This is a genomic window from Flavobacterium sp. LAR06, from assembly GCF_041946075.1.
Taxonomy (GTDB): Bacteria; Bacteroidota; Bacteroidia; order Flavobacteriales; family Flavobacteriaceae; genus Flavobacterium.
This window is the reverse complement of the sequence record NZ_JAUTYT010000007.1, coordinates 275507-299325: the sequence shown is the minus strand read 5'-3', so window position 1 is coordinate 299325 and position 23819 is coordinate 275507. Positions and strand designations below refer to the sequence as shown.

Annotated in this window: 17 protein-coding genes and 1 other RNA gene; 7 read left to right on the top strand and 11 right to left on the bottom strand. The window is 33.0% G+C overall.

Going from position 1 to position 23819, the window contains the following annotated elements; translation table 11 throughout:
* Positions 1-220: 220 nt before the first annotated feature.
* The 4 genes from Q7C23_RS12600 to Q7C23_RS12585 all read right to left on the bottom strand — a co-directional run bounded on the left by Q7C23_RS12600 (position 221) and on the right by Q7C23_RS12585 (position 9112).
* Positions 221-2287, bottom strand: coding sequence for a beta-N-acetylhexosaminidase (locus Q7C23_RS12600; RefSeq protein WP_375032849.1), 2067 nt, complete (start codon positions 2285-2287; stop codon positions 221-223).
* A 153-nt stretch (positions 2288-2440) separates the two neighbouring features.
* Positions 2441-4378: a glucosamine-6-phosphate deaminase gene (nagB, locus tag Q7C23_RS12595; protein WP_375032848.1), complete on the bottom strand. Its 1938-nt coding sequence runs from the start codon at positions 4376-4378 to the stop codon at positions 2441-2443.
* Between the two features lie 110 nt (positions 4379-4488).
* The gene (locus tag Q7C23_RS12590; protein WP_375032847.1) at positions 4489-6069 is read right to left on the bottom strand and encodes a RagB/SusD family nutrient uptake outer membrane protein; all 1581 of its coding nucleotides are present in this window, start codon (positions 6067-6069) and stop codon (positions 4489-4491) included.
* 10 nt (positions 6070-6079) lie between these two features.
* Positions 6080-9112, bottom strand: coding sequence for a SusC/RagA family TonB-linked outer membrane protein (locus tag Q7C23_RS12585; RefSeq protein WP_375032846.1), 3033 nt, complete (start codon positions 9110-9112; stop codon positions 6080-6082).
* Between the two features lie 267 nt (positions 9113-9379).
* Here Q7C23_RS12585 and Q7C23_RS12580 point away from each other — a divergent pair, with 267 nt between their 5' ends.
* From Q7C23_RS12580 to Q7C23_RS12570, 3 genes are all read left to right on the top strand, one after another.
* Entirely contained in the window at positions 9380-10432 is a 1053-nt protein-coding gene (locus Q7C23_RS12580; RefSeq protein ID WP_375032845.1) for a sensor histidine kinase, read from the top strand.
* Positions 10422-11123, top strand: a complete 702-nt coding sequence (locus Q7C23_RS12575; RefSeq protein WP_194659252.1) for a LytTR family DNA-binding domain-containing protein — start codon at positions 10422-10424, stop codon at positions 11121-11123. Before Q7C23_RS12580 ends, Q7C23_RS12575 begins: the two co-directional genes overlap by 11 nt.
* Before the next feature lie 177 nt (positions 11124-11300).
* Complete coding sequence (locus Q7C23_RS12570) at positions 11301-12770, top strand: MFS transporter (protein ID WP_375032844.1); 1470 nt, start codon at positions 11301-11303, stop codon at positions 12768-12770.
* A 90-nt stretch (positions 12771-12860) separates the two neighbouring features.
* Here the strand turns inward: Q7C23_RS12570 and Q7C23_RS12565 are convergent, their stop codons facing one another.
* The 5 genes from Q7C23_RS12565 to ffs all read right to left on the bottom strand — a co-directional run bounded on the left by Q7C23_RS12565 (position 12861) and on the right by ffs (position 15518).
* Positions 12861-13355 (bottom strand): hypothetical protein, encoded by a 495-nt coding sequence (locus Q7C23_RS12565; RefSeq protein WP_375032843.1) that lies wholly within the window; start codon positions 13353-13355, stop codon positions 12861-12863.
* Positions 13356-13443: 88 nt separating this feature from the next.
* Complete coding sequence (gene fsa / locus Q7C23_RS12560; RefSeq protein ID WP_375032842.1) at positions 13444-14100, bottom strand: fructose-6-phosphate aldolase; 657 nt, start codon at positions 14098-14100, stop codon at positions 13444-13446.
* A 154-nt stretch (positions 14101-14254) separates the two neighbouring features.
* Positions 14255-14455: a hypothetical protein gene (locus tag Q7C23_RS12555; protein WP_375032841.1), complete on the bottom strand. Its 201-nt coding sequence runs from the start codon at positions 14453-14455 to the stop codon at positions 14255-14257.
* 4 nt (positions 14456-14459) lie between these two features.
* A complete protein-coding gene (locus Q7C23_RS12550) occupies positions 14460-15263 on the bottom strand; it encodes an SDR family oxidoreductase (protein WP_375032840.1) in 804 nt (267 codons plus the stop codon).
* Between the two features lie 157 nt (positions 15264-15420).
* An RNA gene (gene ffs / locus Q7C23_RS12545) (signal recognition particle sRNA small type) lies at positions 15421-15518 on the bottom strand.
* Between the two features lie 88 nt (positions 15519-15606).
* On the opposite strand from ffs, the gene Q7C23_RS12540 reads away from it, so the two are divergent.
* Complete coding sequence (locus Q7C23_RS12540) at positions 15607-16659, top strand: glutaminyl-peptide cyclotransferase (protein WP_375032839.1); 1053 nt, start codon at positions 15607-15609, stop codon at positions 16657-16659.
* Positions 16660-16748: 89 nt separating this feature from the next.
* Positions 16749-17987 (top strand): imidazolonepropionase, encoded by a 1239-nt coding sequence (hutI, locus tag Q7C23_RS12535; protein WP_375032838.1) that lies wholly within the window; start codon positions 16749-16751, stop codon positions 17985-17987.
* A gap of 83 nt (positions 17988-18070) precedes the next feature.
* Here the strand turns inward: hutI and Q7C23_RS12530 are convergent, their stop codons facing one another.
* Positions 18071-18949 (bottom strand): hypothetical protein, encoded by an 879-nt coding sequence (locus Q7C23_RS12530; protein WP_072972025.1) that lies wholly within the window; start codon positions 18947-18949, stop codon positions 18071-18073.
* Between the two features lie 96 nt (positions 18950-19045).
* Between Q7C23_RS12530 and Q7C23_RS12525 the strand changes: the two genes are divergently transcribed.
* Positions 19046-20083, top strand: a complete 1038-nt coding sequence (locus Q7C23_RS12525) for a formimidoylglutamase (protein ID WP_375032837.1) — start codon at positions 19046-19048, stop codon at positions 20081-20083.
* A 135-nt stretch (positions 20084-20218) separates the two neighbouring features.
* Positions 20219-21469 carry a DEAD/DEAH box helicase gene (locus tag Q7C23_RS12520; protein WP_026984469.1) on the top strand — a complete coding sequence of 417 codons (1251 nt, stop codon included), beginning with the start codon at positions 20219-20221 and terminating at the stop codon, positions 21467-21469.
* On the opposite strand, the gene Q7C23_RS12515 is transcribed toward Q7C23_RS12520, so the two are convergent.
* Entirely contained in the window at positions 21466-23652 is a 2187-nt protein-coding gene (locus Q7C23_RS12515) for a response regulator (protein WP_375032836.1), read from the bottom strand. The two genes, Q7C23_RS12520 and Q7C23_RS12515, sit on opposite strands and share 4 nt — an antisense overlap.
* Between the last annotated feature and the right edge of the window lie 167 nt (positions 23653-23819).

Below are 23819 nucleotides of genomic sequence, written 5' to 3'. Positions count from 1 at the left end.
ATCTGAAATTCTATTTTTTTGTCATGTTTTGTTTTATTCTCTTATTTGGTTTTAAATGTTATTACTCTTTTAATGGTTATTTTAAGATTTTTATTGACAGTATAATTTGAAAAAATTGAAATTGCTTTCATCAGCTTATAAATATCTCTACCAGAAATTCCGGTAGAGATAAATAATTACTAAATAATGCTAACTACAACGTACTAATTCAAACCAAACTTTAAATTAATTTTTTAAGACTTTCATATACTGATAGCTCAACATCTGCGTGATCTTTGCTATTACATTGTTCTATTAAATTTTTCAAATCATCACTTTTTAATGTTGATTTATTATCCAGAACAAGTAACAATTCCTGCGATGCATCAGTTAATTTCTTAGACAAAGGCAATATTGGCTGGACTAACGGCGCAGTGGAACTAAGCTCGATTAATCCTTTATTCATTGCAATCCATTTATTGAAAAATGCAGCTACTTTAGCTCTATTCTCTGGTGTTTTATTTGCCAGATACTGAGCAACTGCTGCGTCAAAAGCCAAAGAGTCTTTAGCATCCGGTGTACAAGCATCTGCAAATAATGTTAAGGGAGAATACATTTGATATTCCGTTCCGCCTTTATTACGTTTATATCCTTTTAAAGGTTCACAAACATTTGTAAATTCATCTAATGCTTTTGTATTTTGATTGTTTGCAACATTTCTTAAGATTACCTCTTTATTTCGAATATGTGCCAGACCTAATTCTTCCAGTCGAAACGAAACTACATCAAGACGTTTACGCATATTTTCAACATCAGTAATATTTTCTGCCGACCAAAGTCTTTCTGCAATTGCAGCCGTTCTTGGCCAGACTCTAGAATCTATAGTGGTAGCTGAGGCAAGTTCTGTCCACATTGTTGCTTCTCCTCCTAAAATCCTTGCTTTTTCTTCTGTTGATAAATCAGCTCCTTTTGGCATTGGATCATTCAGATAATGACTTTCAACAGGATACATCAAATCAATATAAAATCCATTTGACAATACTGTTTTGTAACCTTTTTTTACTGCATCAATTAATGATTGACCAGCAACAACACCTTCATTAGGTCCTCTCCATGAATGGATAATAGCTTCTTTTGACATGTTTTTTGTCAAAATTTCTTCCCAACCCATTAATTGTTTTCCATGCTTTTTAAGCATTGGCACTAATTGCATGGTAAAATAAGTCTGCAATTCGTGATTAGTCGTTAGGTTATTTTTCTTTTTGAATGCCTGAATTTTTGGGTTTGCGTCCCAGTCTTTCCCTTCGTTTTCATCTCCACCAATATGAAAATAAGCTCCTGGAAACAATGGGCAAACCTCATCAAAAAGCTCACTTAATAATTGATACGTTTTAGGATTTGAAGGATCTAATGTTGGTGAAAAAATACCAGCATTTCTTTCAATTCCATAGGTCACAATAGCGGTTCCCTGAATATTTTTTTCTGAAGTTCCACCAGTCAGCGTAATCACTTTGCTACCAATTTCTGGGTAAGCTGTAAGTATTGCAGATCCGTGACCAGGAACATCTATTTCCGGAACAATTAAAATACCGCGCTCATCAGCATATTTTACGATATTTTTAATTTCCTCTTGTGTATAATACATTCCATCTGAAGCTAATTCAATTAGTTTTGGATGTTTTTTCATTTCTATTCTCCAACCCTGATCATCAACCAAATGCCAATGAAAAACATTCATTTTCATCGCCGCTAATCCATCGATATTTCTTTTGATAACATCTACCGGCTGAAAATGTCTTGAAGCATCAATCATCAAACCTCTCCAGGTAAACCTTGGAAAATCTGAAATTTGTGCGCTTGGAAAATAAAATGAGGTATTATTATTTTGCAACATTTGCAATAACGTTTCAAGACCATGTAAGGCTCCTAAATCGCTTGTTGCATTAATTGTAATTTTATTTTGTTTGATATCCAGATGATAACTTTCGTCTTCATACAAACCAATTTTTCCGCTTTTAGTACAGTTTATCTGAAGTTCAGCTGTTGGAACTTCATTTAACTTTGTAATAAAACCCTGCTCGAAAAAAATACCAGCTCTACCATCTAATCGTCGTAAAAAACGGGTCACGCCGCCAAAAATTCTTGGATTTGGATTCCCTGTAACGTTTACTTTAAAATTTTTAGTTAAAGTAAAATTACCATCGTTTAAAACAACACTTTGAGGCCACGGCATAAGATTTAGCTGCTCTTTCTGAATTTGAGCGCTAGATGTTAAACCCGCTAACAGTAGGACTAATAAATATTTCATTTTATTGTGTTTGAAAGATGCTATCCGGAAATAACATTAATAAATAGACAAAAGAAACAAAACTCAGCATGACTTCTATTGAACCTCACTTTCGTTATAAAATCAATCTGAATTTTGAAATTTGATTCGCTCTAACCGAATCTTAAACTAATTTTAGTAATCAAAACGTTTGAATGCTTCGATTGCTTCGTATTCTGCCAAACCTAATTCATCATATAGAATTGCAGTGTTTTTATTACGGTCTTCTGCCCTAACCCAAAATTCGCGAGAATCGTTTCCTTGAAACATAACTCTGTCTTTTTGAGATTGGTGGTATAAAATTGCATGTCGCTTTAATAATACTTCTGATGGAGAAAGCGGAACAGCCATATCAATTTCGTGAATATCCCACTCATGCCATGCTCCTCTGTACAACCATAACCAACAATCGTCCATATATTTTTCCGGTTTCAGGGCTGCCATTGCTGCGAAAATGGCATTCAAACAAACTTCATGCGTTCCGTGCGGATCAGCCAAATCACCTGCAGCAAATACCTGATGTGGTTTTATTTTTGCGATAATATCTTTAACGATTTCAATATCTTCAGGGCCTAACGGATTTTTCTTTACTTGTCCTGTTTCGTAAAATGGAAGATCCAGGAAATGGGTATTTTCATCTTTTAAGCCGATGTATCTTGTCGCTGCATAAGATTCTCTTCTTCTAATAAGTCCTTTTAATTTTCGAACTTCCAAAGAATCAATTTGATTCTCCGATTTGCTATTTAAGAATTCAATCACCGATTTGAAATTTATTCCACTTCCCGCTTCGCCAACAAAATCCTTGGCAACTTCAGCAAATTTTAAAGCCTCATCATCAGTAACTGCTATATTTCCAGAGGTTTGATATACTACATGTACATCATGTCCTTGTTTTATCAATTTTGAAAAAGTTCCTCCCATAGAAATCACATCATCGTCTGGATGTGGACTAAAAAGAATCACTCGTTTTTTTGCAGGATTGGCTCTTTCCGGACGATGAGAATCGTCTGTATTAGGTTTTCCACCTGGCCATCCCGTGATGGTATGCTGCAAAACGTTGAACATATTGATATTCAAATCATAAGCAGAACCTTCTTGTGCCAAAAGATCAGACATTCCATTATTGTTGTAATCTCTGTCTGTTAATTTTAAAATAGATTGTTTTGTTTTTTGGCATAACCAAACAATCGCTTTGCTTTTTAATTCTTGTGTCCAGATGCATTCTCCAACTAACCAAGGCGTTTTGAAACGGGTTAATTCTGAAGCTGCAGACTGATCCAATACAAAAGTTGCATTTGGATGATTTTGTAAAAATGTTGCAGGAACTTCTGAACTGATATCACCCTGAATAGTTCTTTTGATGATATCGGCTTTGTTTTGTCCCCAAGCCATTAATACGATTCGTTTTGATCTCATGATTGTAGAAACTCCCATGGTGATCGCTCTTTTTGGAACGTTATCTATACCATTAAAATCAGATGAAGCATCTACTCTTGTTATGTGATCCAGTGTAATAATTCTTGTACCGGAGTTAATGTGAGATCCTGGTTCGTTGAAACCTACGTGACCTGTACGTCCGATACCTAGTAATTGAAAATCAAGTCCTCCTGCTTGTTTGATATTCATTTCGTAATCGATACAGTATTGATTCAACTCATCAATCGCTACAGTACCGTCAGGAATATTTACATTTTCAGGTTTAATATCAATGTGATTAAAAAGATGCTGATGCATGAAATAGTGATAGCTCTGATTGTTCTCCTTTGTCATTGGATAGTACTCATCCAGATTAAAAGTGATTACGTTGCTAAAACTCAGACCTTCTTCTTTGTGCATTCTAACTAATTCAGCATATACTTTAATAGGAGAAGAACCTGTTGCTAAACCCAATACACAAAATTTGTTTTTTTCCTGTTTAGATCTAATTAACTGAGCGATTTCCTGCGCCACAATTACTGAAGCCTCTGCAGAACTTTTGAAGATTTCATTGTGGATTTTTTCAAATCGGGTTTCTTCAAATTTCCCTGCACTTTTATAGCTAATATCAGGTTTTATTTCTAAAGCACTTTTCATTTTTTTCTTTTTTGTGGTAATTATCCTTTTGGTTTTTGAAATGGTATAAGCAACTTGCATTGCTTATACCATTTACTAACCAAACTAAAATTCTTTTAATCTTTATGTTCTTAGAAGTTTGCTTTGTTAACATCCCACCAAAGTCTTGTTCCTCCGTTATCCGGACCGCCAAGTTTTGATACTCCGGTAGCAACACCACCTGAGTTTCCAGCTTTTTCAGATTGAACAAAATTGATTCTACGTGCACCAAATTCAGTAGTAATTGTACCACCACTATAGTTTTTAAGTACAGGGAAAAGTTTAGGATAACCTGTTCTTCTATAATCAGACCAGGCTTCTTGTCCTTCCGGGAAACCAGCAATCCATTTTTGAGTAATGATTTTTTGCAATTTAACTTCATTAGTTGCAGCAGCATCCCATGCAACAGTAACATTATTTACAGCAGGCGAATTATTCACAGGAAAATTAGGATCTACATAAGCTTTTGCCATTTTTGTATTATCAGCGATATAAGCAGCAGCTCCTGAAGCTCCTCTTTGCTCAAATGAAGCTTTTATTCCGGCTTCATATAAATCTTGAGCGGTACCATTCATGTTCCAGCCTCTTAAAGCTCCTTCAGCTCTTAAAAAATAAGCTTCGGCAGTAGTCATTAAAACAATTTCTTTAGATCTGACAACAGCTCCAATTCCTGAAAAATCTTGATGATCTGATTTTGCAGCGATTTCAATTCCTGTACGAACACCTTTGTATTGTCCTGGAAATTGAACTGATGTATCAAAATATGTAGCCATTCTAGGATCCTGATATCCTCCTAAAATTGATTCCATGTCAGCAGACATACGGATATCTAACCATGCACCACTAATTGTAGCAATTGGATTAGTATAAACCGGAGAGACAACTTTAAATAAATCAGCATTTGTCATAAATACACCAAACTTTTGAGCAACTGCTTTTTCAGCTTGTGTTTTTGCCAATGCCGGATCGATTTTAACAACACGCATTGCTAATCTTAAACGCAAAGTATTTGCAAATTTTACCCACGCTTTGTAATCTCCACCGTACGCAGACATATCAGTTGTTGCAAAAGAAGAAGCTTCTCCTGCATCTACTCTTTTTGTTAATTCTGCAACCGCCAGATCTAATTCAGCAAACATCTGATTGTAAACTTCTTGCTGTGAATCATATTCAATAGTTGAAGCGGTAGTTCCAAATTTTGAATAAATAATTGGTCCAAAAGTATCTGTAAGCCTATGCATACCTTCAACTTTTAAAATTAAGGACAGGGCATAGAATTGATCGTATTTACCTTTAGATTTTTGGGCAATATCGAAGGCATTAAACATCACATTACTGTATGCATAATCCCAGATAAATCCATTCCAACCATCAACTAACGAATAAGTTGTATTATTAATACCTCCGGCAAAACCAGTTGGAGTAGCCATATATCCTGACCAGATATCAGAATTTAAACCTTGTTGTAATTGATAAACCCATTCCGGCGTTAAAACCTGGATATTATTAAACATAGGAGCAAAACCTCCTTTGATATGATTAAAATCCTGCTCAAATAATTCAGGAGTAATACCATTTGGATTGGTATTAATATCTTCAAAATCACCTGTACAACCTACTGCTGCGAGTAATGATATACAGATAGCTGTTCTTTTTATTGTATTTAATTTCATGTTTTTAAAATTAGAATGTTACATTTAAATTAAGACCGATACTTCTTGTAGATGGTAATCCATAAATATCAACACCTTGTAAACCTTCGCCTGTACTTAATGCAATATTTGGGTCAAAGGGTGCATCTTTGTAGATAAAGAATAAGTTTCTTGCAATTAAAGAAACACTTGCACTCTGAATAAATGGTAATTTTTTAGTACTGAAATTATATCCAAGAGAAAGTTCTCTTACACTAACATTAGTTGCATCGTAAACATATTCTCCTGTGATTCCTGCTCTACCTCCAACTTGAGTATAATAAAGTTGAGCGTCCATAGTTGAAACCGGAGTTCCGTCACTAGCTCTAACTGCATTCACACTAACACCACCAGCATTTCTTGCATCACCTGTAGCTTTAGAAACTCCGAAAGAATCATTTTGCGCTTGCGTCAAACTCATTACTTCACCTCCAAAACGTCCATCAATTAATACGTTAGCAAAGAAAGAACCAAATTTAAAAGAGTTAGAGAAACCTAACATAAAATCAGGATTAGCATTACCAACTTCTTCAAAATCAGTTTTTTGAATTGTTCCGTCATCATTCAGTAACATTCTTCCCTGAGCATCTTTCTTAAAGTTTATACCTTCAATAACTCCAAATGGTTTTCCTTCAATCAATGCATATCTGTAACTATTTACACCTGCTTCAGTTAAATTAACTCTTCCTCCTAACTCAGTTGGGATTTCTTTAACTTTATTTTTGTTTTGTGAAAAGTTAACACTTGAATCCCATGAGAATTTATCTCCTCTAACAATTCCAGCTGTAACAACTGCTTCAAAACCTTTATTTTCGATACTACCTGCATTAATACCATAAAAATCAACTCCTTGAGAATTTCCTTTTGGCGCAACAACTTGTAAATATTGATTTTTAGTTTCTGAATTATAGTAAGACAATTCAAATGTAAATCTGTTATTAAACATTCTCCATTCAGTACCAAGCTCATATTCTGATTTTAATTCCGGCTTCAATGATGTTCCTTCTTTTGGAGCAACTTTTGGCTTTGGATCTGTAACACCCGGAGTGTAGTAATAAGTTGGAGTAGTAACAAATGGATACACATCATTACCCACTTCTGCGTAAGTAGCACGAACTTTTCCAAAATTAATCCATTCTGGTAAAGTAGTCATCTCACTAATGATAGCTGTTAAACCTACAGATGGATAAAAATAACTTGGGCTGGATGTATTTGCTAATGTTGATGACCAGTCATTTCTGGCAGCAACATCTAAGTATAACATTTCTTTATATCCAAAAGTAGTAGCTGCAAATACAGATTGTACTTCTTTTCTGGAATCGATCGTTTGGTAATTTCCTGAATTATTATTGAAGTTTTGTAATGTAAACCAGTTAGCATATTTTAATCCACCACCAATTCCCGAATCCAAAATAGTTTTTTGGTTTCCTAATGTATTAGTAACACTAGTACCTATGTTAGCATTAAAACTAAAGTCATCACTAAATTTTGTATTAATAGTAGCAATTAAATCCCCGTAACGTTGTGTACTTATAGCATTTTCGACATAATATCTACCATTTATGTGAGATATTGTACCTTGAGTAGTTGCGTATATTTTTTTATCAAAAGCACTCTCTGCTCTATTATAACTATAACGCCCTGCAATACTTAACCAATTATTAGCTTTGTAAGTCAAAGATAACGCTCCATTAAAGAAATTGTTTTTATCTACAGATTTATTTCTATTAATACCCCAATATGGGTTTTGCATAATATCTCTGTTTGTCATCCAATTTTGAGCCATTAAGTTTCTGTTTGAATCAAAAACTTCATAATTATCTTTATAATAATCAAAATCATTTCCTCTTGGCATCAAATAAACTCCTGTCAAAGGATTGAAATAAAACCCATTAACCGGCTTGTTTACAATATCTTGAGTAGTATAATTAGCATTTGCTGCAAAAAGTAGTTTATCATCAAAGAATTTAGCTGTTTGACGAACACCAAAGTTATTTTTCTTGATACTATTTCCTGGCATGATACCTGTTCCGGAAGTATTAGCATAAGTAAATGCTGTAGAAGAATTTTCACTAGCAGTCGAATACCCTACTGAAGTAATTTGCGTATTTCCAACATTAAAAAAGTCGTTCACATGATCTTTAGATTTTCCTGCAGCACCCCATGACTCATCAGCACCTGGAGCAGCAATGTAATCACTTTGAAATTTAGGCAAATATGCCGCTGACTCAAAAGTTGTCACAGATGAAACTGTAAGGGATGGTTTACCAGCTTTTGCTTTTTTAGAAGACAACAAAATTACCCCATTCGCTCCCTGACTACCATATAATACAGAAGCAGCAGCACCTTTAAGTACCGTCATTCCTTCATAATCATCCGGATTAATAAGAGAAACAACATCACCACCATCACGGTTTCCTGTAGCTGTACTACCAAAACTATCATTTGGCTGGCTTGAAGAACCATTATACAAGGGAATACCATCAATAACATATAAAGGCTGATTATTTGAAACAGAAGAATTTCCTCTAATTACAACTTTTGTAGAACCACCTGTTCCACTTGAACTTTTAGTCACAGCAACACCGGCAATTTTACCAGCAATAGTATTAATAAGGTTGGCATCTCTTACTCTTGTTAATTCTTCTCCTTTAAGCTCTTGAGCTGCATAAGTTAACGATTTTCTCGTTTTCTTAATACCTAATGAAGTTACTACAACTTCATTTAAAGCATTTGTAGATGCGGTGTTCATTTTTACATTAATTGTAGCAGCATCTCCTACAACTATACTTTGTGTCTCAAGACCTACATAGCTAAAAACCAATGTTTGCCCTTTTTGCGCTTCGATAGTGTACAAACCGTCAAAATCGGTAGTAGAACCTCTTTGACCTCCTTGTACTGCAACGGATGCCCCTGGCAATGGCATCCCCTCAGAATCCGTAATCAGACCTTTAACATTTTTTACCTGAGCAAGCGAAACCTGCGCCGTAAAAACAATCATAAAGATTAAGAAAATTTTTTTCATGTTTATTTATTTTGTTAGTTATGAGGTAAAATTATTCTTAAGGTATTGTTAAAAAAAATAAATTATACAAACAGCTTTATTTTTTAAACAAACGACATAAAACAATCAATAATGCGTTTTTCGAAAACGTTTTCATATGAAAATATTACGCCTTTTTAAGTTTTTATTGTTTTTTTCTTTAAAAGAATTGCGTTTTACCAACTAATTGTTTAAAGTTGCACTATAATTAAGAAGAGTTAAAAAAGAGTTAATACCTTATCCTTTAAGTTGAACGAAATTCAAAAATTAAACTTTGACATAAAACTTCAAAATCACTTCTGGTTTTGGGGCAGCTACTTTACTCTGAATTTTTTAAGATGGGGAGCGTACTTTAATGATTATCCCTATTCATTCAAATCGAATTTAGTTGAGTTCTCACTTCATATACCATTAGTTTATTTTAATCTCTTCGTCTTAGTTCCGAGGTATGTACTAAAACAGAAGTATATTACTTATACCTTTTCATTACTGCTAAGTCTTTTTGCTATCTATTTACTTAAGACAGCACTTACCTATTATATTATATCTGAAAATATCTGGCCAGAAGCCAATAGAGAATATCACCCTTTTGAAATTAATCACATTGTAGCCGTTTGCATTGGTGAATTATATGTTTTGGCAATGGCTTCGTCTGTTTACCTCACCTTAACCTGGTTACGTGAGCGCGAAAGAAACAGATCCTTAAGAGAAAATCAGTTTAAGATTAAATTAAAATATCTAGAAAACCAGATTCAACCACATTTCTTTTTCAACACCTTAAATAATTTATACGCATTATCACTAGAATCTTCAGCGAAGGTTCCGGACGTAATCATTAAGTTATCGAATTTGATGGAATACGTTTTGTACGATGTAAAAGGAACCAAATTTGTTCCTTTAATTAAAGAAATCGATTATATTCAAAATTATATCGAAATTGAAAAATTACGTTTTGAAAATGTGGAAGTTACAATCAACTTAGAATCTAATATTGAAGACATTGTTGTTCCACCTTTAATATACATATCATTGGTCGAAAATGCCTTTAAACATGGCGGTTTAAACAATCGAAACTTAAAAATAAAGATCAATTGTAAAGTTATCGACAATAAAATGTTAGATTTTGAAATCCTAAATAATTTTGTAATTTCACAAAATCTTAATTCAAAAGGCGGAATTGGATTAACCAATACTAAGAAGAGATTGAAGTTAATTTATAAAAATAATTTCAGTTTAAAACAAACGACAAAATTGAATTACTATATAATCCGTTTGCAAATACCTATTCAAAATGAAGATTAAATGCGTGTTGGTTGATGATGAGCCATTAGCTATCAAAGTCTTGCAAAATTATTTTAATAATTTTACTGATTTTGAAGTTATTGCTACATTCAATAATTCTCTTGAAGCGCTTGATTTTATAAATAGTACAACTGTCGATGCGGTATTTTTGGATATTAATATGCCAATGATGACCGGATTTGAGTTAATTAGTCTGATCGAAAACAAAACCAAAGTAATTATCACAACAGCATTTAGAGAATTTGCTGCTGAAAGTTATGATCTTGATGTTTTAGATTATTTAGTAAAACCTATTCCACTACCACGATTTATAAAGTGCATTAATAAAATCACAACCGAATTTAATCTAAAAAACAATATTAAGGTAGAAACCACAAAAGGTGATTCTCATATTTTTATTAAGGTTGATAAAAAGATGATGAAAATTAATATTGAAGAGATTTTATTTGTTGAAGGAATGAAGGAATATATAAAAGTTGTTACTCCTGATAAAACCTATATTACCCACAAATCATTAACTTCATTATCTGAAGAATTGCCTGCAGATCGCTTCCTTCGCATCCACAAATCCTACGTTATCGCGCTAAACAAGGTTAAATCTATAGAAGGAAACCGCGTGCAGATACAATCTTACACTATTCCGATTGGAAGAAACTATAGCAAAGATGTAAAAACCAAAATTCTGGAATAAATATCATTTCAATTCTCATTTTCTAACTCAGTAAAAATTAACACATTGTTGAAAAAATGATGTTGTTGGTTTAAATTTAACATTATTTGTGCCTTTTTATTTTTTTTTGATATTCTTAACAAATATATTTACGGTCTTCAAAAAACAATAAATTAAAAAATTAACCTTATTACAATTATGAGTTCAGAAAATGTGCAAACCAAATGGGGGCAATTTATCTCATTGATAATCGTCTTCTTCTTTTGGGGTTTTGTTGGATCTGCCAACGATATCCTGATTCCGGTATTTAAAAAAGTATTTACTTTATCTCAGGTACAATCACAATTAGTAGCCTGGGCTTTCTACGTTTCTTACTTTGTAGGATCAATAATCTTTTTTTTAGTTTCTTTAAAAGTAGACGTTTTACAAAAATTTGGATATAAAAAAACACTTTCTGCAGGTTTGATTCTTTCTGCAGTTGGATCATTTTTATTTATTCCAGCCGCTACAATGGAAAGTTTTCCTTTCTTCTTAACTGCTTTGTTTACTGTTGGTTTAGGATTTTCAATTCAACAAATTGTAGCCAATCCTTTAGCCATTAAAATGGGAAGCCCTGCAACAGGGGCGCACCGTTTAACATTGGCAGGGGGTATTAACTCTTTCGGAACAACTATTGGAGCTATCTTATTAGGAATTGCTCTATTCGGAATGGGAGATAACAAGAAAACGTCACTTTCATTAGAAGATATCAAATTACCGTTTATCATCTTAGGTCTTGCTTTTATAGCTGTGGCTATTTTCATGAACTTCTCTAAAATTGAAGATCCCGCAAAAGAAGAGGAAGAAGTAGTTAAAGTCGCACACGAAAAATTCAACATTTTAGATTACCCACAACTATATTTAGGAATGTTAGGTATCTTTATTTATGTTGGAACTGAGGTAACTATCATTAGTAATTTACCGGCTTTATTGCATACTGCCGAATTTGGTAATGTTTTAGAAGACGCCATTGCACCATTTATTGCCCTTTATTGGGGAAGTTTAATGATTGGTCGCTGGAATGGTGGAGTAAACGTTTTCAATACATCAAACCTTGTAAATACTGCTCTTAAATTCATTGTTCCTGCTATCGCATTTGGAGTAATCATTGGAGCTAATATTTTTGCAGGACATGATGTTTCTTCATTTTACATCTATCCAATCTGGATTTTACTATTCATAGCTGTAAGTTTTGTGGGAGGTAAAAATGCCGGAAAAACTTTAATGCTTTTTGGTATATCAGGTGTATTAATGATGTTGATTGGATTGGTTTGTCCAGATCCTTCCATTGCTAAATTCTTCTTTATCTCGGGAGGTTTATTCTTATCTATCATGTGGCCTTCTATCTTCGATTTAGCCATTGCAGGTTTAGGAAAAAACACAGGAAAAGCATCTTCATTCTTAATTATGATGATTCTTGGAGGAGGAGTTATTCCTTTAGTTCAGGGAAGTATCTGTGATATTGATCTAACAAGCCCAGAAGGTATTTTCGGAATCACTTGGACACATTTCTCTTATATCGTTCCATTAATTGGTTTTGCATATTTAGGATTCTACGGGTACTACTGTCCAAAAATATTAAAGAGACAAGGAATTAATCATGTTGAAGGCGGTGGCGGAGGTCATTAATACCTAAAAAATAAAAAAAATCCCAAATTCCAATTTTTACCAATTGAGATTTGGGATTTTTTTTAGCTTATACAATAAGCCAATTGTATTTTATTTTTCCGTCATGATGTTACTCAAATTCTTTTTAAAAATCGCCTTATTTTGCTCTGATAATGTATAAACCACATCCTTATCAGCATGAACAATAACTTTAGCTATATTAGCTTCTAAAAGTGCTTTAGGATCTTTAATTTTTAGTGTACAGGCACCATCAAAGAATCCATCATCTTCAATTGTCTTTCTTGCCTCAATTACAGTTCCATCATTTAAAACAGCTGAAATCGTCATTTCTTTATTCAGCGTTTTAGAATAAAAACCATCCATTACCAATAATAAACGGTAAGAGTTTTTCATTTCCGGACCTTTGAACTCGTGGCGTGTAATGTTATACCTCAAACCTTTGGCAAGCGTCTGAAACTTTACTGTACAGTCTAATTCAAAAGTGGCGACATCACCCGCCTCATTTACTGATTTCAAAACCCTCGCTTGTGCATTTACCTGCAAACCAGCTACTAAAAACAAAAACATTACTAGTACTTTTTTCATATGTAGGTTATTTTTAAGAATAAAAATATAAAAAAAATCGCCACCTTTCACAAGAAAGATGGCGATTCTATGTAATGTTTAAATCCTATTACCTATTTCCTTTTTCGAAATCAGCAACAAACTGAGCTAAACCAATATCAGTTAACGGGTGTTTCAACAATCCTGCAATTGCAGAAAGCGGGCCTGTCATAACATCAGCACCAATTTTAGCACAGTTTACAATATGCATTGTATGACGCACAGAAGCTGCTAAAATTTGAGTTTCGTATCCGTAATTATCATAAATTAATCTAATCTCTTCGATTAAATTTAAACCATCTGTAGAAATATCATCTAAACGACCAATAAAAGGAGAAACATAAGTTGCTCCCGCTTTTGCAGCCAATAAAGCTTGTCCAGCAGAGAATACAAGCGTTACGTTTGTTTTGATTCCTTTATCTGAAAAATATTTTGCAGCCATTACACCTTCTTTTGTCATAGGTAATTTCACTACGATTTGGTCGTGCAATTCAGCTAATTCTTCACCTTCTTTGATCATTCCATCATAATCCAACGCATTTACTTCAGCACTTACATCACCTTCTACAAGATTGCAGATATCAACATAATGCTTCAAAATGTTGTTTTTTCCAGTAATACCTTCCTTCGCCATTAATGACGGATTAGTTGTTACACCATCTAAAACACCTAATGCTTGTGCTTCTTTAATTTGCGCTAAATTAGCTGTATCAATAAAAAATTTCATAATTTATATATTTATAATTGTGTTGAATATTATTTGGGCGTGACCCAATCCCGATAACTATCGGGAGGACTTTCAGCTATATCTTTTGTTCCGTTTCAGTTCACAAAAGGCTCTATTTCCCACGCAAATTCAGCTGCAAAATTACAACTTAAAATTATTTTGAAGTATCCTTTTTATTTAATTGTTTTAATTCATCTCTAATTTCTTCCAAAACTCTTAAAGTATCTTCTTTATAAACTTCTGAATTATTGATTTTATCACTTATCGAACTTAATATTCTGCGAATTACAAACCCTATAACAACAAAAACTAAAACTGCAAAAATAGCAAGTAAAAACTCTCTAATTTCATCCATAATTTTATAATTTATAGTGATTCATTAACATCTTCTCATAAACTTTATCTGGAAGAACACGTTTTAACACAATCGAAAATTTCTGCATAAAGGCACCAACTTTATAATGTCCTTTTGGATTTTTCTCCTGCATAATCTTAAAAATCGCTTCGGCCATTTCATTCGGATTACTTCCTGCATCAACATGCTCATTCATCGTTGCAAGAGTTTCTCCATAAACTTTTTCATAAGCAGAACCCTGAATAACTGGTGCATGATAACGCCCTGAAGCGATATTTGTAGCAAAATCACCTGGCGCCACGTTTGTAATGTCAATTCCAAAAGACTTTACCTCCATTCGTAAAGCTTCCGTAATTAATTCTAAGGCTCCTTTTGAGGCTGAATATACACTTCTGTAAGGCAATCCCATATAACCTGCAATAGAAGTAATATTAATAATCAAACCCGATTTTTGCGCACGCATTTGTGGTAAAACAGCTTTCATCACTTCAATTGGCCCAAAAAAATTAGTCTCAAAATTGTTTTTGATTTCTTCCATCGGAATTTCTTCTAATGGTCCCGTAATTCCAACACCTGCATTATTAATTACAACATCTAATCGCCCTGAAATCTCAATTATTTTTGCAACAGCAGACTCAATCGATTCTGTATTACGAACATCTAAAGTCAATAACGGAAAAATAGAATTAAGAACTTTCTCAGGATTTCTACTCGTTCCATAGACAACGAAACCTTTTTTATGCAAAAATTCTCCAATAGATTTTCCAATCCCTGAGGATCCTCCGGTAATTAAAACGACTTTACTCATTTTGAAAAGTTATGTGTTATGGGGTTATACGTTATGAGTTGAAGCATATAAGTTAAACTTCTGCCGTTTAACAAATAACTTTTAACTTCTGAAAGGTCCAAAAATAAAAAAATCCTCCCGAAGGAAGACTACTTTTGTATTAAATCTAAAAAATAAAAAATGGCAAGCGACCTACATCGCACCGCTCAACCACGTACCCTTGCTATGTTCCCATCCTGGGGGAGTCTGCAGGAGCTGGTCGTGTAGGACTTGCCGGTGCAAATATACAATCTTTTTATATTTTTGCAAGAGCTTTGTTGCTATAAAAATATCGTCGTATATTGGCTTATTCAAATTTTTAACTATGAAAAAATATAACTTCCTAACTGTCATTTTATTAGGAATCACATTAATTGGATGTGGAGATAAAAATAAAAGTGAAAATTCTTTTTTTACTATTGATGATTCTGCTTTTCCAGCACATTTTCTGCCTCAGGAAGCCGTTTCGATCGCAGTTTTAAATCCAAATACAAAGGAAATTGATAGCATTGCTTACTTCGTTAACGACAAAAAAGTTGGAAGTGCTAAAGGTGCAGAGAAATTCAAATTTGAATTAAAGGATCAAAAACTAGGTTACCAATATTTAAAAGCGAGTGTTTATTTTGATGGAGATTTTTCTGATGCAACAAAAAGAATTGAGGTAGTTTCTAATGTTGAACCTAAATTATTAAACTTTAAAATCGTTAATACCTATCCTCATGATAAAAAATCTTTTACCGAAGGTTTAGAATTCTATAAAGACACTTTATATGAAAGTACCGGAGAAAAAGGAAATTCGTTTTTAAGAAAATACGATTATAAAACAGGCAAAACTTTTAAACAAATAAACCTTGAACCAAAATATTTCGGCGAAGGAATTACTTTTATCAACGGCGAATTGTTTCAGCTAACCTGGCAGGAAAAAACAGGTTTTATTTATGACGCTAATACTTTAAAACTTAAAAAAACCTTTACTTACGAAAAAGAGATCGAAGGATGGGGAATGACAAATGATGGTAAATTTATTTATCAATCAGACGGTACAGAGAAAATCTGGAAAATGGATCCTGCAACACAAAAAATGGTCGATTATATCAATGTTTATTCAGGAAGTTCAAAAATAAAAGCAGTAAACGAATTAGAATTAATCAACGGGAAATTTTATGTGAATGTATTTCAAAAAGATGCAATTGCTATTGTAGATCCAAAGAATGGCGCTGTCGAAGGAATTTTAAACATGTCAAGTTTGCGTAAATTAATGACCGATATTGATTCTGGTGATGTTGTAAACGGAATTGCTTACAATCCAAAAACTAAAACCATTTTCGTAACAGGTAAAAACTGGAGCAAAATGTTTGAAATTACAGTTTCAGAATAAATCCATTAAATTTAAATACGAATTTCACAGATTTCACGAGTTAGTTCGTGATAATTTGTGAAATTTGTGTTTTATAACAATATCAATATATGACTACTTTAATTACCAATATAAAAGAACTGCTTCAGGTTCGTGAAACTTCAATTTCTAAGGTTTCAGGAGCCGAAATGGCAATTCTTCCAACTATTAAAAATGCTTTTTTAATTTTAAAAGATAACCTGATTGAAGATTTTGGATCGATGGATAATCTACCTGAAATTCAAGTAGATAAAATTATTGATGCAACAGGACGAATTGTTTTGCCCACCTGGTGTGACAGTCATACGCATATTGTATACGCAGGAAATCGCGAACAGGAATTTGTCGACAGAATAAACGGTTTTACTTATGAAGAAATCGCCAATCGCGGTGGTGGCATTTTAAACTCGGCTAAAAAACTAAACGAAACTTCTGAAGAAGAGATATACGAACAATCCAAACTTCGATTAGAAGAAGTTATGCATTTAGGAACCGGAGCTGTTGAGATAAAATCAGGTTACGGACTTACTGTTGAAGGAGAATTAAAAATGCTGCGCGTTATTAAAAAACTCGCAGAAAATTATCCAATCACCATTAAAGCCACTTTTTTAGGAGCTCATGCTTTCCCACTTCATTACAAGGAAAACAAACAAGGTTATATTGATGAAATTATAACAAAAATGCTTCCGGAAATCGCTCAAAACAAACTAGCTGATTATATTGATGTTTTTTGTGAAACAGGTTATTTTTCTGTTGAAGAAACCGAGAAAATTATGGAAGCCGGAATTCAATTCGGCTTAAAGCCAAAAATCCATGTGAATCAATTCAATTCTATTGGAGGAATTCAGTCTGGAATCAAATTTAAAGCCCTTTCTGTCGATCATCTCGAAATTATGAACCCAGAAGACATTGAAGCCTTAAAAAACATTGAAACAATGCCTGTTGCTTTACCGTCTTGTTCTTATTTTTTAAGTATTCCGTACACGCCTGCCCGTGAAATGATAAAAGCAGGTTTACCTATTGCTTTAGCAACAGATTTCAACCCTGGCTCTACTCCATCAGGAAATATGAATTTTGTTGTTGCAACGGCTTGTATTAAAATGAAAATGACTCCTGAAGAAGCCATTAATGCAGCCACTATAAACGGAGCTTACGCAATGGGACTTTCTGAAACCCACGGCAGTATTACAAAAGGCAAAAAGGCCAATTTAATCCTGACAAAACCCATTTCATCTTACTACCAAATTCCATATGCTTTTGGCAGTAATTTAATTGAAAGTGTTTTTCTGGAAGGAAAGATTTTAAATTAAAAAAAATGCAATAAAAAAAGGTCTGTGAAAAAAACTTCACAGACCTTTAATATTTTAGTGGTATTATTATCCCTCCGGACGTCTTATCTTAAAGAGAAACTAGTTTTAGAAACCAATTCATCATTATCAAAAACATTGATAAAGTAAGTTCCTTTTTCGAAATCTTTACCAATTAAGTCTTCAGAAACCTGTACTGTTTTATTTTCATATTTTACAGTAGTCTTAAAACTATAAGTTAAAGTATTGTCTCCAAAAGTCTCCGTTTTTTTATCTCCTAAAACATTGTTTTTACTATCAATAACTTGTACGTAATACGTTTTATCTCCAGATTTAGCGATTGAGTTTTCAGCAATTGTAAAACTAACTTTTAAAACGTCTGCACGGCTTGCTTTATCTGTTTCAACTTGTTTACCAGAACCTTTTACTTTGTAAGCAATAGTTTTAGTATTTAAAACTGATAATTTAGAACCTTTTTCAACTGTTTTAGCCAATTCTTCGTTTTGACCAACTAATACTTCGTTATACTTTTTAGACTCTCCTAAAACCACAATAGTACTATCTCTTTGAACTGTCAAAACACCATTTTGTTTTTTCAATTCGTCGTTTTCAGCAACTAAAGTTTTCATTTTACCTTGCATTGCCTGAACCTGAGATCTGTATTTAGACACATCTCCTTTAGATTTATTCAAATCGTCCATCAACGCTACTACTTTATCTCTTTCCTGAATTAACTCATCAGACATAGATGTGTTTTCAGCGATAGCAGCATCATAAGTTGCTTTCAATTCTTGCAAATCTTTCATAACAGATTCTTTCTCTGTCATGGTGGTTGTAAGTTCCGTCTTAACTACTTCTGTATCAGAAGACAATTTAAAAATATACACTAAGCTACCAATAAGTAGGACTGCTAAAACTGCGATTACCGCTTTTAGACTTGAGTTGTTGTTCTTTGGGTTTTCCATATTTAAATAATTTTCTTTAAAACAAATTTAAGAATTAATATATCCTAATAACGTAAGTTAATACAATTATATTATTTTTGGACAATATTTTTTTTTATGGAGAATTTAATTCCTTTTACTGTTAATGATTTAGCAAAAGTCACAAATCATCGAAGTGGTGAAATAAAGTTTGGAGAGAAGATGATTGTTATCCCTAAAGGTGCTGACAAGATTGCTTTTCTAAAAGAAAGTGAGGCTAAATATGTGCTTTTGGGAATTCCTGAAGATATTGGCGTGCGTGCAAACTACGGCAGACCCGGAGCAGCATCAGCATGGCAGTGTGCAATAAAAAGTATTGCTAATATTCAGCATAATCGTTTTTGCAAAGGCAGCCAAATTATTATTTTGGGCCAAATAAATGTTGCACAAGAAATGCGCGATGTTGAAAATCTTGATTTTAATGACATTGACGACCGATCTAAATTAAGCCAGTTAGTAGAAAAAATTGACAAGGAAGTTTCTCATATTATTTTCACGATTGTAAAAGCTGGAAAAACGCCAATTATTATTGGTGGAGGACATAATAATGCTTACGGAAATATAAAAGGTTCCGCTTTAGCTAAAGGAAAACCTATAAATGCAATTAATTTTGATGCGCATTCTGATTTCAGAATTTTAGAAGGACGCCACAGCGGAAACGGTTTTTCTTATGCTTATGAAGAAGGTTTCCTGAAAAAATATTTCATTTTTGGACTGCATGAAAATTATACTTCAAAAAGCGTTCTTGATATTATTAAAAAATTAGAAGATCGTGTTCGCTATAATACTTACGACAGCGTAAACATTCGAAAAGAAAAGGAATTCAATAAAGAAATGATCATGGCCTTAGATTTCATAAAAAATGATTCTTTCGGTATTGAAATTGATTTGGATGCCATTCCAAATATCGCCAGTAGTGCCATGACCATAAGTGGCTTTTCTGTAGAAGAATTAAGACAGTTTATCTCTTTCTTTGGACAACATAAAAATGCTACCTATTTACATATTTGTGAAGGTGCCCCAGATTTAGCTGATTCTCCAAATAACAATTTAATAGGAAAATTAATTGGCTATCTGGTAACCGATTTCATCAAGGCCAACAACGAAAAAATCTAATCTAAACTAAAATTTTAATTACTAGTAATTAGTGAATTTCCTAAATAAACCCCAATTCAAATAAACGATTGGCCGAATAAACCTATCTTTGCACAGAATTTTAGTACTTTAAACTAAAATCTTAATACCTAAGATATGTTATTCGAAGATTTATCACTTTCAAAAAGTATACAAAAAGCCGTATTTGAAGAAGGCTACCTAAACCCCACACCTATTCAGGAACAATCTATTCCGATCGTTTTATCGGGAAGAGATTTAATTGGTTGTGCACAAACAGGTACAGGAAAAACAGCGGCATTTGCTATTCCAATTATACATCAGTTACACCGAATTGTAGGCTCATCAAAAAAAGCAAAACAAATTCGTGCTCTTATAGTTACACCAACGCGTGAATTAGCGGTTCAAATTGGACAAAGTTTTGATACTTATGCCAAATACACCAACCTAACTCAATTGACGATTTTTGGTGGAGTTTCTCAAAATCCTCAGGTTGACACTTTAAAAAATGGTGTTGACATTCTGGTAGCAACACCAGGAAGATTATTAGACTTACAGAAACAAGGATTTCTGGATTTAGACCATTTACATACATTGGTTCTGGATGAAGCCGATCAGATGCTTGATATGGGTTTTATAAACGATGTAAAAAAAATCGTAAAATTAACACCTAAAAACCGTCAGACTTTATTGTTTTCTGCAACAATGCCAATTGCGATTCGCGAACTGGCTGAAATGTTTCTGCAAGATCCTGCAAAAGTAGAAGTTTCTCCCGTTTCATCAACTGCTGAAACTGTAGAGCAACGTGTTTATTTTGTTGAAAAAACAGAGAAAAGAAATTTATTATATCATTTAATAAAAAACGAAGAGTTATCAAATGTATTGGTTTTTTCAAGAACCAAACATGGCGCAGATAATGTTGTAAAAGCACTTCGTAAAAAAGATATTCCAGCTGAAGCCATTCACGGTGATAAATCACAAAATGCAAGACAGCGTGTTTTGGATGCATTTAAAAACAAAGAAGTTGGCGTTTTAGTTGCGACAGATATTGCTGCGAGAGGAATCGATATTGATCAATTACCTTATGTAATCAACTTTGATTTACCCAATATTCCTGAGACATACGTTCACCGAATTGGTAGAACCGGACGTGCAGGAAACGGTGGAATTGCTATTTCATTTTGTGGTAAAGATGAAGAACCTTATTGGAAGGACATTCAAAAGCTAATAAAAGTAGATGTAAAAACAATTACGGACCATCCTTACCCATGGCATTCAGGAAGTCCGGAGGCAACGGCTGAAAAACCTAAAAATTCAAACCGAAGCGGTGGCGCTCATAAATCAAGAAAATCAAATGCTTCTAAGCAAAATAAAAAACGTTGGTATTAACCAACGTTTTTTGTTTCTTTTATTAAATAGCTTATAATCTTAAATAGTTTAATTGGCTCAAACGGTTTTACTATAATATCGTTTATTCCTGACGAAATAGACTCATCAGTAATTTCGTCCTTATCAAATGCTGTTAATGCTACAATTGGTGTTGTTATCCCCTTTAAACGAATTCTTTTAGAAGTTTCAAATCCATTCATTAGTGGCATATTAATATCCATTAAAATTAGATCAAAATCTTCTTTCTCAATAATATCCAACGCGCCAAAACCATCATCAACTACTTTGCATACATAATTATTTTTCTCGATAATCTTCTTTGTAACCAACTGATTAATAAGATTATCTTCGACAATTAAGATTTTATAAACCTCGCTGGATGTCAAATCCACTTCTATTTCATCAATAATTTTTTTTGTTTTTTGAGGATCATGTTCAAACGGAATTACAAACGAAAATGAAGTTCCTTCACCAATATTACTTTCCAGATTAATTTTACTGCCAAACAATCCTAAAAGTCGTTTTACGATACTAAGTCCTAATCCGGTACCTTGATAATCCTCCTCTTTTCTTCCGACCTGAACAAATTTCTCAAAAATTTTGTTCTGATCAACAACTGCAATTCCAACACCATTATCTTTTATATGAAACTCTAAAAAATAAAATTTCTCCTCTACTTTATTCAAATTAACAATAATTTCTACTTCTCCGTCTTTTGTAAATTTCAATGCATTGCTAACCAGATTCATTAAAATCTGTGCTAATCTTAATTTATCGCCAATCAGGTATTCAGGAATACAGGGATCAATAAAAACCTTAATTTTGTTATTGTTTTTTTGAGAAAGAAAAGAAAGTGAATTTTTAATCATTGTAATTTCATCTGAGATATTGAATGTCAGATTTTCAAGAATAACTTTATTTTCTTCAATTTTATTAATCTGCAAAATATCATTTACCAAAGAAAGAAGGTAGCGTGCAGAAAACTTTAAGGAACTTAAATGTTGACTTTGTGCCAATTCTTTATGCTCTTCAAGCAGCATATTTGTAATACCCACAACGCCATACAAGGGCGTACGCAATTCATGGCTTATAGTCGAAATAAATTGTGTTTTAAGGAGAGAAGCTTCCTCAGCAATTTCTTTTGCTTCTACAAGCTCTAAATTATGCTTCTTTTTAAATCTGATATTCTTTATCAATGTAATTATCAAAACAAGAAGAATAAGCGAAATTAAAACAAAAAGAATTACAATGATTCTGGATTTTTTTAGACTTTGAGATTGTGAAATTTTTTCGTTCTCAATTTTATCAATCTGCCTTTTGTATTCATCCAATTCCAAATTAAAACCAGCAATAGAGGCTTTTTCCAGTTTTTGCTGATTGTATAATGCTTCTGTAATTTTATTGTATGAAGCCAGATTTTCATAGGCTTCTTTATATCTTTTCTTTCTGGTTAAAAATTTTGAATATTCTAAATGTGCGAAAGATAAATCTGATTGCTCCTCACTGTCTTGTCCCGCATGAATTGCACTTAAGAAATAAGCATTTGCCGTATCATCTTCATTGGAGTAACTTGCATACATTCCGTTAAGCATGTTTACAACAATCTCGGTGGTTTTATCACCATATTTTTCAGTATTGTTTCCAACAAATCTTAAATAGGGGTAACCTTCCTTGAATTTCCCAATATCAAAATAGGCCCAGGCAATATTTACATTCGTAAAGTAAATTTGATTCAAGTCATTAATCTTTAAACCGTACGCTATCGATTTTTTATAATAACTAATTCCTTTATCGAATTGCTTTTTTTCAAAACAATACATATTCCCCAAGTTATTATAGAGATTGTATTTTATAGAATCATTATCTGTTTTATTGGCATAATACAAACTTTTTTTATAGAAGAAAATAGCTTTGTCAACTTCTGACAATTCATTGTAATTAGCAGCAATGATATTATAAGAGCGGGAAATTAAAGAATAATTTTTAGCACTTGTTGCAGAATTTAATGCAACTCGGGATATAATTAATGATTTTTCAAAGTTTGATTCCCGGAATTTAACTAATGCTTCTTTTACAAGCTTATCTGCTTTAACTGAAGCTTCAGTATTAGTTTGTGCTATTAATTTTAATGAAACAATATTCAGTAATAAAGACAGCGCTAAAAATATTCGAAATCTAAACATAGTTAATATATTGCTCTCAAATATACATTATTAAGCTATAAAAAAAGACCTAAATTTTTACAAAATTAATCACGCTCAAAATATGGCAAATTTAGCTTGCTTGTGTTTTTTAAAGGTTAACATCTTAAAACAAGTAAAACCGTAAAATATTTATCAAAATTAACCAG

Excerpts from the sequence above, each read along its gene's own strand:
- Q7C23_RS12515 (WP_375032836.1), bottom strand. The coding sequence starts at position 23,652 with ATGTTTAGATTTCGAATATTTTTAGCGCTGTCTTTATTACTGAATATT.
- Q7C23_RS12600 (WP_375032849.1), bottom strand. The coding sequence starts at position 2,287 with ATGAAATATTTATTAGTCCTACTGTTAGCGGGTTTAACATCTAGCGCT.
- fsa (WP_375032842.1), bottom strand. The coding sequence starts at position 14,100 with ATGAAATTTTTTATTGATACAGCTAATTTAGCGCAAATTAAAGAAGCA.
- Q7C23_RS12590 (WP_375032847.1), bottom strand. The coding sequence starts at position 6,069 with ATGAAATTAAATACAATAAAAAGAACAGCTATCTGTATATCATTACTC.
- Q7C23_RS12540 (WP_375032839.1), top strand. The coding sequence starts at position 15,607 with ATGAAAAAATATAACTTCCTAACTGTCATTTTATTAGGAATCACATTA.
- Q7C23_RS12530 (WP_072972025.1), bottom strand. The coding sequence starts at position 18,949 with ATGGAAAACCCAAAGAACAACAACTCAAGTCTAAAAGCGGTAATCGCA.
- Q7C23_RS12525 (WP_375032837.1), top strand. The coding sequence starts at position 19,046 with ATGGAGAATTTAATTCCTTTTACTGTTAATGATTTAGCAAAAGTCACA.
- Q7C23_RS12555 (WP_375032841.1), bottom strand. The coding sequence starts at position 14,455 with ATGGATGAAATTAGAGAGTTTTTACTTGCTATTTTTGCAGTTTTAGTT.
- nagB (WP_375032848.1), bottom strand. The coding sequence starts at position 4,378 with ATGAAAAGTGCTTTAGAAATAAAACCTGATATTAGCTATAAAAGTGCA.
- Q7C23_RS12570 (WP_375032844.1), top strand. The coding sequence starts at position 11,301 with ATGAGTTCAGAAAATGTGCAAACCAAATGGGGGCAATTTATCTCATTG.
- Q7C23_RS12520 (WP_026984469.1), top strand. The coding sequence starts at position 20,219 with ATGTTATTCGAAGATTTATCACTTTCAAAAAGTATACAAAAAGCCGTA.
- Q7C23_RS12585 (WP_375032846.1), bottom strand. The coding sequence starts at position 9,112 with ATGAAAAAAATTTTCTTAATCTTTATGATTGTTTTTACGGCGCAGGTT.
- Q7C23_RS12575 (WP_194659252.1), top strand. The coding sequence starts at position 10,422 with ATGAAGATTAAATGCGTGTTGGTTGATGATGAGCCATTAGCTATCAAA.
- Q7C23_RS12550 (WP_375032840.1), bottom strand. The coding sequence starts at position 15,263 with ATGAGTAAAGTCGTTTTAATTACCGGAGGATCCTCAGGGATTGGAAAA.
- hutI (WP_375032838.1), top strand. The coding sequence starts at position 16,749 with ATGACTACTTTAATTACCAATATAAAAGAACTGCTTCAGGTTCGTGAA.
- Q7C23_RS12565 (WP_375032843.1), bottom strand. The coding sequence starts at position 13,355 with ATGAAAAAAGTACTAGTAATGTTTTTGTTTTTAGTAGCTGGTTTGCAG.